This is a genomic window from Maridesulfovibrio sp., assembly GCF_963677005.1.
Taxonomy (GTDB): Bacteria; Desulfobacterota; Desulfovibrionia; order Desulfovibrionales; family Desulfovibrionaceae; genus Maridesulfovibrio.
In genome coordinates this window covers 3,903,338-3,919,286 of the sequence record NZ_OY781616.1, presented here as the reverse complement: position 1 = coordinate 3,919,286, position 15,949 = coordinate 3,903,338, and the positions used below count along the sequence as shown (strand labels likewise).

Annotated in this window: 16 protein-coding genes and 2 pseudogenes; 7 read left to right on the top strand and 11 right to left on the bottom strand. The window is 49.0% G+C overall.

Annotated elements, in window-relative coordinates; genetic code table 11:
• Positions 1 to 287: 287 nt before the first annotated feature.
• The 11 genes and pseudogenes from ACKU4E_RS17265 to ACKU4E_RS17215 all read right to left on the bottom strand — a co-directional run bounded on the left by ACKU4E_RS17265 (position 288) and on the right by ACKU4E_RS17215 (position 6,391).
• Complete coding sequence (locus tag ACKU4E_RS17265; RefSeq protein WP_320172314.1) at positions 288 to 413, bottom strand: hypothetical protein; 126 nt, start codon at positions 411 to 413, stop codon at positions 288 to 290.
• 421 nt (positions 414 to 834) lie between these two features.
• Positions 835 to 1,083 (bottom strand): hypothetical protein, encoded by a 249-nt coding sequence (locus tag ACKU4E_RS17260; RefSeq protein ID WP_320172313.1) that lies wholly within the window; start codon positions 1,081 to 1,083, stop codon positions 835 to 837.
• A gap of 72 nt (positions 1,084 to 1,155) precedes the next feature.
• Positions 1,156 to 1,227: pseudogene (locus ACKU4E_RS17255) on the bottom strand (hypothetical protein); the annotation flags it as partial.
• 55 nt (positions 1,228 to 1,282) lie between these two features.
• A complete protein-coding gene (locus tag ACKU4E_RS17250) occupies positions 1,283 to 1,777 on the bottom strand; it encodes a hypothetical protein (protein WP_320172312.1) in 495 nt (164 codons plus the stop codon).
• Positions 1,713 to 1,856 carry a hypothetical protein gene (locus ACKU4E_RS17245; RefSeq protein ID WP_407944137.1) on the bottom strand — a complete coding sequence of 48 codons (144 nt, stop codon included), beginning with the start codon at positions 1,854 to 1,856 and terminating at the stop codon, positions 1,713 to 1,715. Before ACKU4E_RS17245 ends, ACKU4E_RS17250 begins: the two co-directional genes overlap by 65 nt.
• 429 nt (positions 1,857 to 2,285) lie before the next feature.
• Complete coding sequence (locus ACKU4E_RS17240) at positions 2,286 to 2,468, bottom strand: hypothetical protein (RefSeq protein WP_320172311.1); 183 nt, start codon at positions 2,466 to 2,468, stop codon at positions 2,286 to 2,288.
• A 47-nt stretch (positions 2,469 to 2,515) separates the two neighbouring features.
• Positions 2,516 to 2,605: a hypothetical protein gene (locus ACKU4E_RS17235; protein WP_407944136.1), complete on the bottom strand. Its 90-nt coding sequence runs from the start codon at positions 2,603 to 2,605 to the stop codon at positions 2,516 to 2,518.
• 451 nt (positions 2,606 to 3,056) lie between these two features.
• Positions 3,057 to 3,224 carry a hypothetical protein gene (locus ACKU4E_RS17230; RefSeq protein ID WP_320172310.1) on the bottom strand — a complete coding sequence of 56 codons (168 nt, stop codon included), beginning with the start codon at positions 3,222 to 3,224 and terminating at the stop codon, positions 3,057 to 3,059.
• Positions 3,225 to 3,284: 60 nt separating this feature from the next.
• A pseudogene (locus tag ACKU4E_RS17225) lies at positions 3,285 to 3,365 on the bottom strand (RHS repeat-associated core domain-containing protein); the annotation flags it as partial.
• Positions 3,366 to 3,420: 55 nt separating this feature from the next.
• Positions 3,421 to 3,879: a hypothetical protein gene (locus tag ACKU4E_RS17220; protein ID WP_320172309.1), complete on the bottom strand. Its 459-nt coding sequence runs from the start codon at positions 3,877 to 3,879 to the stop codon at positions 3,421 to 3,423.
• Positions 3,854 to 6,391: an RHS repeat-associated core domain-containing protein gene (locus ACKU4E_RS17215; protein WP_320172308.1), complete on the bottom strand. Its 2,538-nt coding sequence runs from the start codon at positions 6,389 to 6,391 to the stop codon at positions 3,854 to 3,856. Before ACKU4E_RS17215 ends, ACKU4E_RS17220 begins: the two co-directional genes overlap by 26 nt.
• Positions 6,392 to 6,811: 420 nt before the next feature.
• Here ACKU4E_RS17215 and recA point away from each other — a divergent pair, with 420 nt between their 5' ends.
• The 7 genes from recA to ACKU4E_RS17180 all read left to right on the top strand — a co-directional run bounded on the left by recA (position 6,812) and on the right by ACKU4E_RS17180 (position 15,823).
• Positions 6,812 to 7,867 carry a recombinase RecA gene (recA, locus tag ACKU4E_RS17210; RefSeq protein ID WP_320172307.1) on the top strand — a complete coding sequence of 352 codons (1,056 nt, stop codon included), beginning with the start codon at positions 6,812 to 6,814 and terminating at the stop codon, positions 7,865 to 7,867.
• 110 nt (positions 7,868 to 7,977) lie between these two features.
• Entirely contained in the window at positions 7,978 to 10,620 is a 2,643-nt protein-coding gene (gene alaS / locus ACKU4E_RS17205) for an alanine--tRNA ligase (protein WP_320172306.1), read from the top strand.
• Between the two features lie 87 nt (positions 10,621 to 10,707).
• A complete protein-coding gene (gene rplM / locus ACKU4E_RS17200; RefSeq protein ID WP_320172305.1) occupies positions 10,708 to 11,136 on the top strand; it encodes a 50S ribosomal protein L13 in 429 nt (142 codons plus the stop codon).
• A gap of 19 nt (positions 11,137 to 11,155) precedes the next feature.
• Positions 11,156 to 11,548 carry a 30S ribosomal protein S9 gene (rpsI, locus tag ACKU4E_RS17195; RefSeq protein WP_320172304.1) on the top strand — a complete coding sequence of 131 codons (393 nt, stop codon included), beginning with the start codon at positions 11,156 to 11,158 and terminating at the stop codon, positions 11,546 to 11,548.
• A gap of 285 nt (positions 11,549 to 11,833) precedes the next feature.
• Positions 11,834 to 13,087: an HDOD domain-containing protein gene (locus ACKU4E_RS17190; protein ID WP_320172303.1), complete on the top strand. Its 1,254-nt coding sequence runs from the start codon at positions 11,834 to 11,836 to the stop codon at positions 13,085 to 13,087.
• Between the two features lie 38 nt (positions 13,088 to 13,125).
• A complete protein-coding gene (locus tag ACKU4E_RS17185; RefSeq protein ID WP_320172302.1) occupies positions 13,126 to 14,535 on the top strand; it encodes a HAMP domain-containing sensor histidine kinase in 1,410 nt (469 codons plus the stop codon).
• 19 nt (positions 14,536 to 14,554) lie between these two features.
• Positions 14,555 to 15,823, top strand: a complete 1,269-nt coding sequence (locus ACKU4E_RS17180) for a radical SAM protein (RefSeq protein ID WP_320172301.1) — start codon at positions 14,555 to 14,557, stop codon at positions 15,821 to 15,823.
• Positions 15,824 to 15,949: the final 126 nt, after the last annotated feature.

Sequence of the window (15,949 nt, the reverse complement as noted above, 5' to 3'; positions counted from 1 at the left end):
AGATTTACAGTTGGGGCATTTATATTCTTCTCTTTTGAACAGGTAGTAAAGAAACGTGACTCCAGCTAGATAGCACATAAAAGAAAGCCCCTTAGCGTATATAAAAACATTTACAAAAGACATTTGGCAAAACACAACAAATGATATGAAGACAACATTCTTTTTGGGTATTGCGCCAAATTCTTGATTGCAGTTTTTACATATGATCTTTTTTGTTTTTTTTGACAGCCACACAGCAATGGCAATAATAAATGAGAATTCTACTATGCTATAAACTAGATATGACATTATCTTTTTTTTGTTTTTTTAGTGTTTTTGTTTGCCTTTTCCATAACATCACGCAAACGTTGCTGAGTGTTTTCATCAACTCCAGCTAGATCTGAAATTGCTATTGACCCAACTTTATAGAGCATTCCAACAGATCCTCCGGTAACGGCTCCTGTTGTTTCCTAAAATACGTGTTGAGTGGACTGCCAAAGAACATACCCCGAACTGAACGTCCGGGGCCTACGGGGTTTATTTAACTATGTATTCTTTGCTGAATGAGATACCTTTCATGCAATGTCGACAAAAAAATTTTGGTTCTGATGACAGATAATAAAATGCAGGAGTTAGAAGCAAAGTTTCAAGGTAAAAGTCGACGCTGCCACCTGTCGCTAGATCATAGGCTAAGCGTGTCCCTCTCATAAAAAGCCACACTAAACCGACCTGTGTATACGTCATTGTTTTGATTTCATTTCCGCATTCGGGACATTTTATTTTTATTCTAAAAACAATGTAGTAAGTTAATGCCAAAAAAAAGACAATATTACGAACATCACTCCTGATCATTGTTTATTTCCTATAATTATTTTTGAATTTGTCAAAATATCCATCGGTTATTTTATCGCGATGATTACGAAAAATTTCTTCGGCTTTGTCAGCGGCTTCATTTTGGGGTTTATCTTGACCTAGGATTGCTCCCCCCAAGCCTTGTAGCATGCCCAATGAGCCACCAACCATTCCTAAAGCCACGTCTGCAGGTCCATATTTAAAAAGTCTACCCAGTGAGTAATCGAAAGCTGAATCTTTAGCCCCCGCCATCATTTTATTAAAAATCTCCCGTTTCTCAGCACTGACATATGGTCCAAATTTTATAGCATCTTCCCCGCCGCCATACCCCAGCGGATCGGGAGAAATGAACCTCCCGGTGGCAGGATCGTATTCGCGGTATCCGAAATGGATCAGGCCGGTATTTTGAACAATTGAAAAAGCCCCACACCGAAGTGCGAGGCTCTACTGTCTATTTCAAATCGTCCATCAAATCTTCAGGAACTTCATCTTTTTTATCTCTTAGTTCAGGATGTCGATCATAAAAACCGTCAATGGGTTCTAGTTCTACATCGCAGTCCTTGCATTTGCCGCTTTTGGGAGCACGCCCTAAGCCATAAGGGGTCAAACATTTTGGACAGATTAAACCTTCTTCATGATACTTTTTGGGGAATTTATATAATAAGCCCAAGAAAATAAAAAAAAGACCAAATCCAACTCCCATCCATCTTCCGGGCATATCTACCCGGATACCACGGGAAAAGACCTTTGCATGTGGAGTCCAAGGCCTGTTATACAGGATTAACACCAGACCTCCTAAAACAAACAGCAACCTTTCGATTTTAATGTATTTATTATCAAACACAACTACCACGACATCAAAAAAACGATCTAATATTGATTTATTTTCTGAAGAACTCTTTGGCTCCATTATATAAGTCCTTTGCATTACTTTTGATTTGATCATCCCCGCCTGCATACCCCAGCGGATCGGGAGAAATAAACCTCACGCTGGCAGGATCGTATTCGCGGTATCCGAAATGGATCAGGCCGGTTGCCCAAAAAACAGGTTGAGTGGGCTGCCAAAGAACAGACCCCGAACTGAACGTCCGGGGCCTGTATATTTGTCAGTAAAATAAAGGCTTATTTAACAGCTGACAATCTTTTAGCGGCATTTCTTTTAAGCAATGCCTACAAAAAAAAGAAGGGCTACGAAAAAGAAAATACACAGGAAGTATCCAAAGTATAATATCAATATAACTAAACAACGCTTCGTCATTGAATGAGTCTAATAAAAACGAAAAAACATTCAAGACAATGAGGATAACACCAAATTGTTTGTATGTTAAAGCACGCTGATCTCTGCCACATATTGGACAGCTCACTTGAACTCCAAAAAGATAAAAGTACAATGCAAAAATAATCAAATCAATAAAGCTAAAAAAGAACGAACCCATTGTATAATCCTACGAATATTAATTAGATGTAGATTGGTTAGATATTTTTTTTGCAACCTCTGGAATTACAACGTCACCAATAATTGATCTGCCCATTCCAACAGAAAATCCCACAGGGTATAAAGGAGTTGCTCTTGTTTTTAAGAACCTTCCACCATATTTAATAGTTTTCTTTCCGTAATTGTGACCTTTTTTAACCATGTTATTAAAAATCTCCCGTTTCTCAGCACTGACATATGATCCAAATTTTATAGCATCATCCCCGCCTGCATACCCAGCGGATCGGGAGAAATGAACCTCCCGCTGGCAGGATCGTATTCGCGGTATCCGATATGGATCAGGCGAGTTATCCAAAAAACAGGTTGAATGGGCTGTCAAAAAAGAATAGACCCCGAACTGAATGTTCGGGGCCTGTGTATATATCAGTAAAATAAAGGCTTATTTAACAAGTTTTCTTCTTTCAAAGGCATTTCCTTGAAACAGTACCTACAATAATATGCTGGTTTTCTGAGCAGTAAGTGAAATGACATCACCCCGAATATCAAATCTGATAAGTCGATCCTCCAAACACCGTTAGAAATATAGTATATTTGAAATATCAATATCGAAAACAAAAGGACAACACCGACTTGTTTGTTGCTTAAGGTTGATTGAACACTTGAACACTGTGGGCATTTAACTTTTATCCTAAAAAAAAGGATAAATACGACAAAAAACAGCGTATCAATCAATGATAACATCCAATACAGACTCATCTCAACACACCATAAATCTTATAATAAATATTCATTATTTCATTATCTTGTTCATTAGCTCTTTTTTGACAGGTCCACTTGCTAAAGATTCCAAAGCTCCCACTGACGCACCAACTGGGTATAAAAAAGCGCTTGCAATTCCGAATTTGGAAAAGCCCTTACGTATAGTCTTTTTCCCGTATCCATTAGCTTCCTTAACCATGTTATTAAAAATCTCCCGTTTCTCAGCACTGACATATGGTCCAAATTTTATAGCATCTTCCCCGCCGCCATACCCCAGCGGATCGGGAGAAATGAACCTCCCTATGGCAGGATCGTATTCGCGGTATCCGAAATGGATCAGGCCGGAATTTTGAATAATTGAAAAAGCCCCACACCGAAGTGCGAGGCTCTACTGTCTATTTCAAATCGTCCATCAAATCTTCAGGAACTTCATCTTTTTTATCTCTTAGTTCAGGATGTCGATCATAAAAACCGTCAATGGGTTCTAGTTCTACATCGCAGTTCTTGCATTTGCCGCTTTTGGGAGCACGCCCTAAGCCATAAGGGGTCAAACATTTTGGACAGATTAAACCTTCTTCATGATACTTTTTGGGGAATTTATGGAGCAGTCCAAAAAAGACAAAAAAAATGCCGAGAAAAGTTAGCCCCCACCTTACTGGCATAATAAGACGCCCCCCACGAATAAATATATCTATATGAGTATCCCAAGGCTTGCTTGAGCTAATTGTTACTAACCCAGCAACAACATATAGCAACCTTTCCATATTAACATATTTATTCTCAAATAAAGAGCCAGCAAAACCAATAATCCGTTCTAGTCTTGAATTATTATTTGAAATATTTTTTAGCCCCATTATATATATCCTTAGCATTACTTTTGATTTGATCATCCCCTGCTGCGATAGTGCCAGCTAATCCTCCGATAGTTGGACTAGGGGCACCACTAGAATCGTAAGCTGTTACATAATCATACCCCTCCCTTAATGCTCTCCGCAACTTAGGATATCCAGTAGCCGTAGCCGCCGCCCTTTGCATGGCAGTCCGATAGGCACTTGCGATAGCAGCCCCTCCACCGACAGCGTACGCCGCCGCTGCTTTCGGGGCCATACCTGCAGCAAGAGCCGTGTTGAAAGCGTTTCGGAACGACTCGTTGTTCTTATATTGATTTACAACTTCCTGTGAAGCGACACCTGCCGCTTTCAAACCATCTCTGACAGCTATACCTGTTGCCTTGCCGCCTTGAGTCAAAGCCTTTCCAACACCATCATAAACTGTTTCAAAAAAATCCCCTACAGTTTCAAAAAGACCTTTCTCTTCTTTATTAACAGCCTGAATTGCCTGCCGCTGCTTTGCCTGCCGCTTATCTTCTGCCCGGACTCTGGCCATGTTCTTTGCACGTTCTACGGCATCCTGTTTTGCCTTTTCCGCAACGGCCACGTCCTTCCCCGGCGCACCCTGCACGCCATCGGGAGCCACTACCCCCCCTCCGATTGTTGGAACAGAGTCTAAGATTCCGGGTTTTTGATGCTTATTCTCAAGAATATTCAAATTCCGCAGTTTGTCATTGCGCTCTTTCTTTTCACGAGCCTTACGCTCCCTATTCGCCTGTTGTGCAGCCAGTTGCGCCGCACGATCCAGACGGGCTTTTTCTTCCTTTGCCGCCTTTGCCGCCATTTCAACTTCACGTTCTTTCAACTCACGCGCATACTCCGCACTCGATTTCGCAGGCGAAGTATTATTCTTATCAGGAGAGGCGGTATACCAGCTATTTTCCTTGACCCAGTTGTTGTACCCCCTGTTCCTCTGGCCTTCCATCGCATTAGCACGATCCCGAGCACCCTGAGACAAGGAATTATGGGGCGAAGCACCGGTGCCAATATCGGAAAGTCCACCGTCCACTCCGCCACGACTTGCACTGAACCCGCCCCACAGACCGAACGGATCAACAAAATTAATCGGATCATCAAGGCAGTAACCGTACAGATCAACATCCCCGCCGGCATACCCCAGCGGATCGGGAGAAATGAACCTCCCGGTGGCAGGATCGTATTCACGGTATCCGAAATGGATCAGGCCGGTATCGGAATCATAAAGCCCGCCACCGAAACCCAGCACTGAGTCGAATTCGGGATCGCTGTTTTGTATCCTTCTTCCGAAAGAATCATATAGAAATTCCTGTACACTGTTTCCTGACGAATCGGCAACAGTAAAAATGCTGCCCGACTGATCGGTTGCAAAAGGGTATGCCTGACCGTCCCGGTCCATTCCCATTACGCGGCCATGTTCATTGTAATGAAACCGGCTGAGGCCTCCAGCATCTTCAACCGCAGCAAGAGTGGTCAGATCTTTCCAGAGATAGCGTTGGACAGGGTCACCGTTGATGAGCTTGGCAGCCCTGAAACCGCGCTTATCGAAACGGTATTCAATGTCGGTTCCGTCCGGCAGATGGACTGCACAGAGCTGCCCGGTTTCGAGAAACTCGTATCCGGTTGTTCCTTCAGGGGATATTTTTTCGCACAGAGCTCCGTCAGCATCGTATGCATAGACGGTATCTCCGGCCTGAATCAATTGACCAAGACCGTTGTAGCTGTATTCCCGCTGACCATCGCCGCCTACCTGAGAAAACACCCGCTGCCCCAATTGGTTGTAGCGGTATTCCTCCACAGGTTCACCGTTGTAACACACCGCCTTAAGCCGGCCCTCCTCGTCGTACATATATTCATGGACATGGCAGGACTCCGGCGATGCAAGTATCCTGTTTTTGATCCTGAAATCTTCTCCCCGATTCAAGATAAGGACTGCGTAGGGACTCTCGGCTTCTGGCGTCAGGAACTGGAGAACTTCATCTGCGATTTCATGGCTGTCCACATCGTCGCGCTCCGCCTCATCGCGAATTGAGCGCCCCGTACCCGTCTGCGGGACTTCAGGCTCCGGTGATCCGGGGGTTGGGATGGGAGCACTCTCGGCAAGGTGTTCCATTAATTCATGCTGAATTGCGTTCCCGTAGGTGGTGAACCGCAAACTCTTCACAACAGGCAGATCAGGGTTCTGCTCCATGAAATCCGCATGAATCATGCGCTTGAGTTTTGCGTGTGCGGCCATTGCAGCCTCCTGTTCAGCCTGCTTCAGGTCCCACCTGTGCCTGACCTCCGGCTTCATCATGGAGGGATACATGATGTCGCCTGCCGAGAATTCGGAAAAATCCGTTTTCGGCTCCGTCAGTTCTTCACCTGTTCTGCGGTCAACGATTTTCCATAGATTCTCGATCTGCTTCTGCGCCGGTTCTGTCTCGCCGTACAATACGAGTTCGGTTGTCAGTTCGTTGCGCGGTCTGGGCTCCATTCGATAGTTGCTGAAAGACTTCATTTCATCCTCCGGTAGTTAGGGTTTCCGGGCAGAACTACTGAACCCCTGCGATTCAGGACGGCTCTTACCCTTGCTCCTATAGGCTAACCGATAAGACGGGCATGAATAAGCTTGATCATGTCCGTTATTTGAAGAGAAATCGATCCGGGTGAAAATTACCTGCTCCAAGCCTTGCAGGCCGGAAACGTTCTATTTCAACACACTGATTGCCAGCGACCCGGCAAATCAGACTCCGAAAGTCGAGTTGCCTTATTTATAGCTGTTTGATATTGGAAGCAGTTGCCTGCCGCGTTTGGGAAAATCATACCCAATGACGCCGACAGGACCGGGACGTGACTGTATTCCGCCGCAAGGCTCCTGACCGTGTGACAGCAACAGGAAAACTGAATACGTTAACCGTCCAATTTACATGGAGAAAAAATGAGCAAAAAAAACGTAAATCCTGACGAGCTCCGCAAGGCAGCCTTGCAGACCGCCCTGACCACAATCGAACGCAAATTCGGAAAAGGCTCCATCATGCGCCTTGACTCCGATGCCACCCAGAGAATGCCGGTTATACCTACCGGTTCCATCGGGCTGGACATGGCTCTGGGGATTGGCGGAATACCTAAGGGCAGGATCACAGAAGTATACGGGCCTGAATCTTCCGGTAAGACCACTCTAGCCCTGCACGTAATCGCCGAATGTCAGAAGATGGGCGGAACAGCTGCGTTTGTCGATGCGGAACACGCCCTTGACGTCAAATACGCCAACAGACTGGGCGTAAACACGGACGAACTGCTCATATCCCAGCCGGACTACGGCGAACAGGCCCTTGAAATAACCGATCTGCTGGTCCGCTCCGGCGCGGTGGACATCGTCATCATCGACTCGGTCGCAGCGCTCATTCCCCAGGCCGAACTGGAAGGAAACATGGGCGAGACACAGGTCGGCGGCCAGGCCAGACTGATGTCTCACGCCCTGCGCAAACTCACCGGCACCATACATAAATCAAACGCGGTCGTAGTTTTCATCAACCAGATACGCATGAAAATCGGCATGACCGGATACGGCAGCCCGGAAACGACTTCCGGCGGTAACGCGCTCAAGTTCTATTCCTCCGTGCGTCTGGACATCCGCAAGATTCAGACCCTCAAGGACAAGGACGAGGTCTACGGCTCCCGCACCCGCATAAAGGTCATCAAGAACAAAGTTGCGCCGCCCTTCCGCGAAGCCCTCGTGGATATACTCTACGGGACCGGAATGTCCCGCGAAGGAGAGCTTCTGGACCTCGGGGTCGACCACGGGGTCGTAGACAAATCCGGAGCATGGTACGCATTCGGGTCGGAACGTCTGGGACAGGGCAAGGAAAACGTCCGCCAGTTTCTGGTGGAAAATCCTGAACTGCGCCAGCAGATTGAGGACAGCCTGCTTGTTCATCTGGGGATTAAGGAACAACCGGAAGAGAAGGTTGACGTAGAGCCCGGTGCAGAGTAAAGCCTTTTGGCCCATATAGACAATCCGCCCCCATAAAAGGGGTGTAATGCTGATTCAAAACGTCGGAGGGGGAACTCCGGCGGAAATATTTTTTTTTACGGAGACAGCCCATGAAGGCCAGTGAAATCAGAGAAAAATTCCTCAAATATTTCGAAAACAAAGGGCATACTGTTGTCGACAGCTCTTCCCTTATCCCCAAGGACGACCCGAGTCTGCTCTTCACCAACGCGGGCATGGTCCAGTTCAAGAAAACATTTCTCGGACAGGAAAAAAGGGATTACGTTCGCGCGACAACTTCACAGAAATGCCTGCGCGTGGGCGGAAAACACAACGACCTTGAGAATGTCGGCCGTACTGCCCGCCACCACACTTTTTTCGAAATGCTCGGCAACTTCTCTTTCGGAGATTATTTCAAGGAAGACGCCATAAAATTCTGCTGGGAATTTCTTACTGAAGAACTCGGGCTGCCCAAGGACAAACTCTACATCACCATTTACAAGGATGATGATGAAGCCGGAGAACTCTGGCAGAAGGTGGTCAACGTTCCTGCTGACCGCATCTACAGACTTGGCGAAAAGGACAACTTCTGGTCCATGGGCGATACCGGCCCCTGCGGCCCCTGCTCCGAAGTCCATATAGACCAGGGCGAAGACATGAGTTGCGGCCCGAACTGCGGCATCGGCAAATGCGACTGTGACCGCTTTCTGGAAATCTGGAACCTCGTGTTCATGCAGTATGACCAGGATGAAGAGGGGAACCGCGTACCCCTGCCCCGCCCGTCAATCGACACCGGGATGGGACTGGAACGCATCACCGCGGTATGCCAGGGAGTACAGTCCAACTTCGAGACCGATATTTTCCAGCCCATGATCCAGGCCGTAGCCAAAAAGGCCGGGGTCAAATACAAGGAAGATTCCGAGATCGACACTGCCCTTCAGGTTATCGCGGACCATTCCCGCTCCATAGCCTTCCTGATCACCGACCAGATACTGCCTTCAAACGAAGGCCGAGGTTACGTGCTGCGCCGCCTTATCCGCCGTGCATTCCGGTTCGGACGTCTGCTCGGACTCACTGATCCGTTCCTCCACGAAACCACCCGTATGGTTGTGGACCAGATGGGCGGACAGTTCCCCGAACTGCTGGACAACAAGGACTTCATGGCCCGCATGGTCCGTGAAGAGGAAGAGCGTTTCAGCCAGACCCTGGACAAGGGTCTGATCATCCTTGAAGATGAAATGGAAGAGCTGAAAAAACAGGGCGGAAATGTCATTTCCGGCGAAGCGGCCTTCAAGCTCTACGACACCTACGGCTTCCCGCTGGACATCATCAACGACGTGGCTGAAAAACAGGGCTTCACGGTTGACGAACCCGGTTTCAACGCAGCCATGAAGGAACAGAAGGAACGGGCCAAGGCCGCATGGAAGGGTTCGGGAGAAAAGAACTCCGGAGCCATTTTCCGTCAGGTGCTTGAAGCCGGCCTCAAAAACAGCTTTACCGGCTACCGCGAACTGGTAACCGAATCCAGAATCATCAATCTCCTTTCCGAAGAAGGAGAACACCTGGAACGCATCACTCAGGGCAGCGGAGGCTGGATGATTACCGCGGCCACTCCGTTTTACGGAGAATCCGGCGGGCAGATGGGCGATTCAGGATCCGTAGGTACCATGACAGGCAACGCGGACGTGCTTGAAAGCATCAAGGCTTCCAAGGAACTGACCGCATCCAAAATTTTCGTAAGCGAAGGCGAACTGCTCGTTGAGCAGGAAGCCAAGCTTGAGGTCGACCCGGCAACCAGAGCGGCAACCGAGCGCAACCATACGGTTACGCATCTGCTTCACGCCGCGCTGAGAAAAGTTCTGGGAGACCACGTAAAGCAGTCAGGGTCACTGGTGGGACCCGACAGACTGCGCTTTGACTTCACCCACATCGCAGCGATGACTCCCGAGGAGATCGCAGAGGTTGAAAACGATGTGAACCGTGCTATACTGTCCGACACACGGGTGGACGTTCAGGAAATGTCCGCCAAGGATGCCACCGCAAAAGGCGCAACCGCCCTTTTCGGTGAAAAATACGGCAATGTAGTCAGAGTTGTTGAAATTCCTGGTGAATCCATGGAACTTTGCGGTGGAACACACCTCAAATCCACAGGTGAAGCCGGAACATTTGTAATTCTGTCCGAATCCGGTGTAGCTGCGGGCATCCGCCGCATCGAAGCCGCTACCGGATGGAATTCTCTTAAATTCCTGCAGGAGCAGCGTGAAGAAATAGCTAAATCTTCCGCCATGCTCAAGGCAGCACCCGGACAGTTGGCCGACAGAATTGCGGCTCTTCAGTCTCAGGTGAAGGAACTGACCCGAGCCAATGACCAGCTTCAGTCAAAACTGGCTTCCGAGGCAGGTGCGGACCTCATGAGTTCCGTAGAAGAGCTGGGCGGAGTAAAAGTGCTCGCAGCCAAGCTCGAAGTAACAAATGTCAAAGCCCTGCGCGATCAGGCCGATGCCCTGAAATCCAAAATGGATTCAGGTATTTTCTGTCTGGCTGCAAAGGTTGATGACCAGAAAGTTTCCCTGATCATCGCCGTGACCAAGGACTTGCACGATAGATTCAAGGCCGGTGATCTGATCAAACCCGTTGCAGCAGAGGTAGGAGGAGGTGGCGGCGGCAGGCCCGATATGGCCCAGGCCGGCGGCACCAACCCGGATGGAATTGAAAACGCATTCGCAACGCTCAAGAAAATCGTTGCAGAGTCCTGATCTGGAAAAAGGGAATTTACACTTGACACATCCTGGTCACGGCATGTATAAGTCCCCTTCCCAGATTTCACGTAAGGAGCATTTCAAATGAAAACATATATTCCCAAGGAAGAAGACATCGCTCGCGAATGGTACGTGGTCGATGCTGAAGATAAGGTTCTTGGCCGTCTGGCAACTCAGATCGCTAACAAACTCCGTGGAAAGGACAAAGCCATGTTCACCCCCCACGTTGACACCGGCGATTTCGTAGTTGTTCTCAACGCAGACAAGATCAAGGTTACCGGCAACAAGCTGGAACAGAAAAACTACTACAAACACAGCAACCATCCCGGCGGACTGAAGGAAAGAACCCTGAAAGTCATGCTGGAAAAGAAGCCTGAAGTAGTTATCCAGACTGCCGTTCGCGGCATGCTGCCCAAAAACCGCCTCGGCAAGCAGATGATCAAAAAGCTGAAAGTTTACGCCGGCACCGATCATCCCCATACTGCACAGCAGCCCAAGACAATGGAATTTTAATTAAGGGTGGAGCAATATTATGAGCAATGATTTCAACTACGCTACCGGCAGAAGAAAAAATGCTGTTGCACGCACCCGTTTATATCAGGGCAGCGGCGCAATCCTCGTTAACGGCAAGCCTTACGAAGAATACTTTCCCCGTAAGACCCTGCAGATGATTGTACAGCAGCCCCTCAAACTTACCAAAACTCTCGGTAAGTTCGACATCAAAGTCAACGCTGACGGCGGAGGAGTAGCAGGTCAGGCTCAGGCTGTGAGACACGGTATTTCCCGTGCACTCATTGAACTTGATCCCGAACTCCGTCCCGTACTCAAACGTGCAGGTCTCCTGACCCGTGACGCTCGTAAGAAAGAGCGTAAAAAATACGGTCAGCCCGGTGCACGCGCCAAGTACCAGTACTCCAAGCGTTAAGCCGTACAGCGGTCAGAACGTTATTGATAAAGGCGAAACCGCTTACTGCGGTTTCGCCTTTTTTCGTCTTTGCAGTACAATGGGCGCAACAATAGGCCGTTCTGCATTGGTATTAATATTATCAGTTATTGTGTTACAACCGAAAACAATCTACAAAGACATAAGGGGTTGTTAAGACGGCTGATGCAACGTACCGGTTTTTGTGTACAGTCGGATTTTTCCAACTGTTCATGATAAAATAATACCCGGCGAAACAGCCGCAGAACCGTAACGGAAATAATTCTGATGAACTCCAGAAAAAGCCCGATCTACGATAAATTTTTCTTCGCCAGGCAGCCCATTCTCATGCCCGACCAGTCCGTGTGGGGTTACGAACTTCTGTTCAGGGACAGCGGCAGCGCTACCAGTGCCGTTATTTCCGACGGGTACAAGGCCACCCTGAATGTTGCCGCCGATATCTGCTCTGCTCCGGGAAAGGACATCCCGGACAATGTAAAAATCGTAATCAATTTTTCGCACAAATCCATTCTGGATAAAATTCCCTACTCCCTCCCCGCAGGCAAAACAGTGGTCCAGATTCCGGAGACCACCCCGCCGACTCCGGCTCTTATCAAGGCCCTGCAGGAACTTTCGCAGGACGGGTACATCATTGCGCTTGACGACTTTGAAGGCAGACCGCAGGGAGAGTTTTTCATCAATTATGCCGACGCAATAATTGTTGATATTCTGGCTGTTCAAAAAGAAAAACTCCGTCAAATGTGCGAGCAGTGCCATAGCAGCGGAACAAAACTGATCGCCAAAAGAGTCGAGAACATGACCCAGTTCGCCATGGCACAGGAACTGGGATTTGATTTTTTTCAGGGCTTTTATTTCAAGCGCCCGGAAAACATCAAAGGGCGCAAACTTAGATCCGGTGAAACGGTCAAACTCAAATTACTGAAACTCATCGAGGCACCTGATCCGGACATTGATGCATTGGCCGAAGCCCTGCAAAACGATGTATCCATAAGCTATCGCCTGCTGACTCTGCTGAATTCTCCTACTTTCGGATTCCCTCAGAAAATATCCTCGATCAGGCAGGCAATAGTGCTCGCCGGGTGGAAGATGCTTAAAAACTGGCTTCGCGTCATTCTGCTTACCGACCTTACTCCCAAGGAAAAAAGCCTGGAACTGCCCCAACTGGCCACCCAGAGAGCAAGATTTCTGCATACGCTCACTTCAAAGGCTCAAAACGGCCTCAACCCGGAATCCATGTTTCTGCTTGGGCTTTTTTCCCTGCTGGGAGCCATGTTTGATATGCCCATCCGCAAACTGACCACATATCTTCCCCTTGAGGATGATATCTGTGCAGCGCTCTGCGGGGAGGACAATATATACAACCGCTACCTTGAACTGATCGCCTTTTTCGAAAACGGCGACTGGGATAATCTTGAATTCGTCATTGATGAATTGGGATTGGACCAGGTCATTGTTTCCAAGAGCTATTATGAAGCCAGCCGCTGGGCCAACAGCTTTTTTCAGCTTCCGCGCACTGCCTGATCACATAGGCCGTTATTGCCCCAAGAACGGAGATCTCCATGCCCGACTGCTGCCAAGATGAAAATTACTCCGGCCTGAACATTCTTGTTGCAGGCCAGAATCCGCTCATCCACTCCCTGATGCCCGGACTGTACGAAGCAGGGCACTGCGTTTCCATAACAATAACCCCCAAGGAAACCCTTTTTACCTACGCCAGCCAGCAGCCGGATCTAATTGTTTTCGCAGACCAGGAAAACTCCGTCTCCACTTTTACCGCTATCCGGGAAGTAAACCCGGAGGCCGAAGCCATGTTCATGGTAGATTCGCAGAAACCGGAATTCATCGAAACCATATATGCATTTCACCAGGTTTCCTTTATTCCGGCGAAGGCGACGCAAGAATGTTTTCTCTCGGCCATAAACAGATTTCAAAAACAGGCCACCCTGAAGAAAAAAAACGAGGCAGATGCGAAATTATACGATCTGATTCTGCAAAGTCTTCCATTTCCGGCACTTCTGCTCTGCGGAAAAAAAATGGCACCCATATTTACAAACAAGGCAGCCCGCCGGGAACTCCCGCATAAAGACTTCACCGACCACCCTCCGTTCATGGAAAATCTGTCTGATGATCTGTGCTACAAACTTTTTACCGACATAGAATCCTACCGCATACACTCGCTGGAATCAGTGCCGGCATACGGGCGATACTGGGACCTGACAATTGAACAGGTTGCCCCTTCGGTATTCATGCTGTTGGCAATAGACACTACCGACCAGCGCCGGCAGATGCAGTTCAGGGAAGAAATGGAACGCATAACCAGACACGACCTGCGCTCTCCCACCGCTACGATAGTCGGACTTTCACGAGTTCTGGAAACTGAAGCCGGGCTGGAAGACGAGTTCCTGAACATAGCTGAAATACTGCGCAAAACCAGCGAAAGAATGATCCGGCAGATCGATACATCACTAACCCTCATAAGACTTGAAACCGGTTCGCTCAAAACCGAAGCCTACCCGTTCAATCTCTACACGGCCATCAGTGCCGCGGTTGGGGATCTCAGCCAATTGGTAGAGGACAAGCACCTTGAAATAGTCAGTCTGCTGGATGGTGAGCCAGCACAGGAAGAAAGTACGGTAGTCTGCTTCGGTGAGGCCGCACTCATCATCACCATGTTCTCCAACCTGCTGAAAAACGCCGCGGAAGCAGCTCCCGAACACTCCCGCATAACCATCAGCATACGTGAAGAAAAAGACTTCATTATCACCGAAATTCACAACGTGGGGGAAATTCCAGCCTCCATCCGCAACAATTTTTTTGACCGCTACACCACCTACGGGAAGAAAAACGGTACCGGTCTCGGAACATACAGCGCCCGGTTGATAGCCAAAGCTTCCGGCGGGGATATATCGTTTACAACCTCCGGTGAAAAAGGCACAACCCTGATTACTTCGATACCGAAGCCGCAATAACACATAGGAAAGAAACAACATGGCCACCAAAAAGAAACCCCGTCCGCTGCTTGTTTTCGCAGACAAGGACGGCCAGATCTATGATCATCCCGAACTTGAAATGATGTGCCGCAGAGGCGACGAACTGGCCCAGCCCAGACCGGATGAATACATCCCCCTGCCACCGGACAGTGAATTTTTCCTTCTTCCAGGACGCTACCCCATCGGGCTTGATCCTGAAACAGGAGAAGTGGAAGAGGTCGACGGCATAGCCGTTGCCGCGTTCGCCTGCCCCGGACATACCCTGACCGGGCTGGCTGCATATTCCAATTCCGAAGACGCCCCTGTTCTGCCCATGTTTGCCTACGGAGCAGTGGGCTACGCCAACGGCAAATTCTGGATAACCGCAAAAGTTGTTGACGAGGACAAACGTCAGGTCTTCACCAGAATTCCGCGTAAAAAAATAGACTCCGGGGCCCAGCGGCTGATGAAGGACATGCCCGACAACAGACTGGTACGCCATCTGGCCGGTTGCGCCCTGACCTACGGATGTCCGGCTGCCAAGAACTTCGCTCTGGGCCGCTTCGAAGCGCCGCTCCCCACAGCCAGAACCTGCAATGCCCGCTGCATAGGCTGCATTTCCGAGCAACCGGAAGAATCGGAATTCCCCTCCACCCAGGAACGAATCAAATTCACCCCGACGGTAGATGAGTTGACAGAAATCATGCACTACCACGCCAAGCGGGAAAGCAAGCCCATTTTCTCCTTCGGGCAGGGCTGCGAGGGCGAACCCCTGACAGAGCACGTGCTGCTCACCGAAGCGATCCGCAAGTACCGCTCCGAAGCCGGAAAAGGGACCATCAACATCAACACCAACGGTTCAATAACCGAGTCCATGGAGCCGCTTGCAAATGCCGGCCTCAACTCCATAAGAGTAAGCCTGAACTCGCTGCGCGAACCGATCTACAACACCTACTACCGCCCCAAAGGCTACAAGTTCGATGATGTTGTGGCCACTATATTCAAGGCCAAAGAACTTGGTCTGCACGTATCGCTTAACTACCTCTTTTTCCCCGGAATAAACGATACCGAACTTGAAGTGGAAGCCCTTATCGAAGTCGCCCAAAAATGCAAACTGGACTTCATCCAGTTACGCAACCTCAACATCGACCCGGACCTATACATGGAGCTCATGGAACCGTACGATTTCGGGCCCGGCATGGGCTTCGCCAACTTCCGCAAACGCATCAAGACCGAATGCCCCTGGATAGGATTCGGATACTTCAACCCCTATCTGGGAGATAAATAGAACATACCGATGGGAGCCTACTGGCGGTCCCTTCGGGGAGCCTACCGGCGGTCCCTTCGGGGAAGCTACCGCTGGTCCCTCCGGGGGCCAGAGAAACTTTTTGTAAAAAGTTTCTCTGGACTCTTC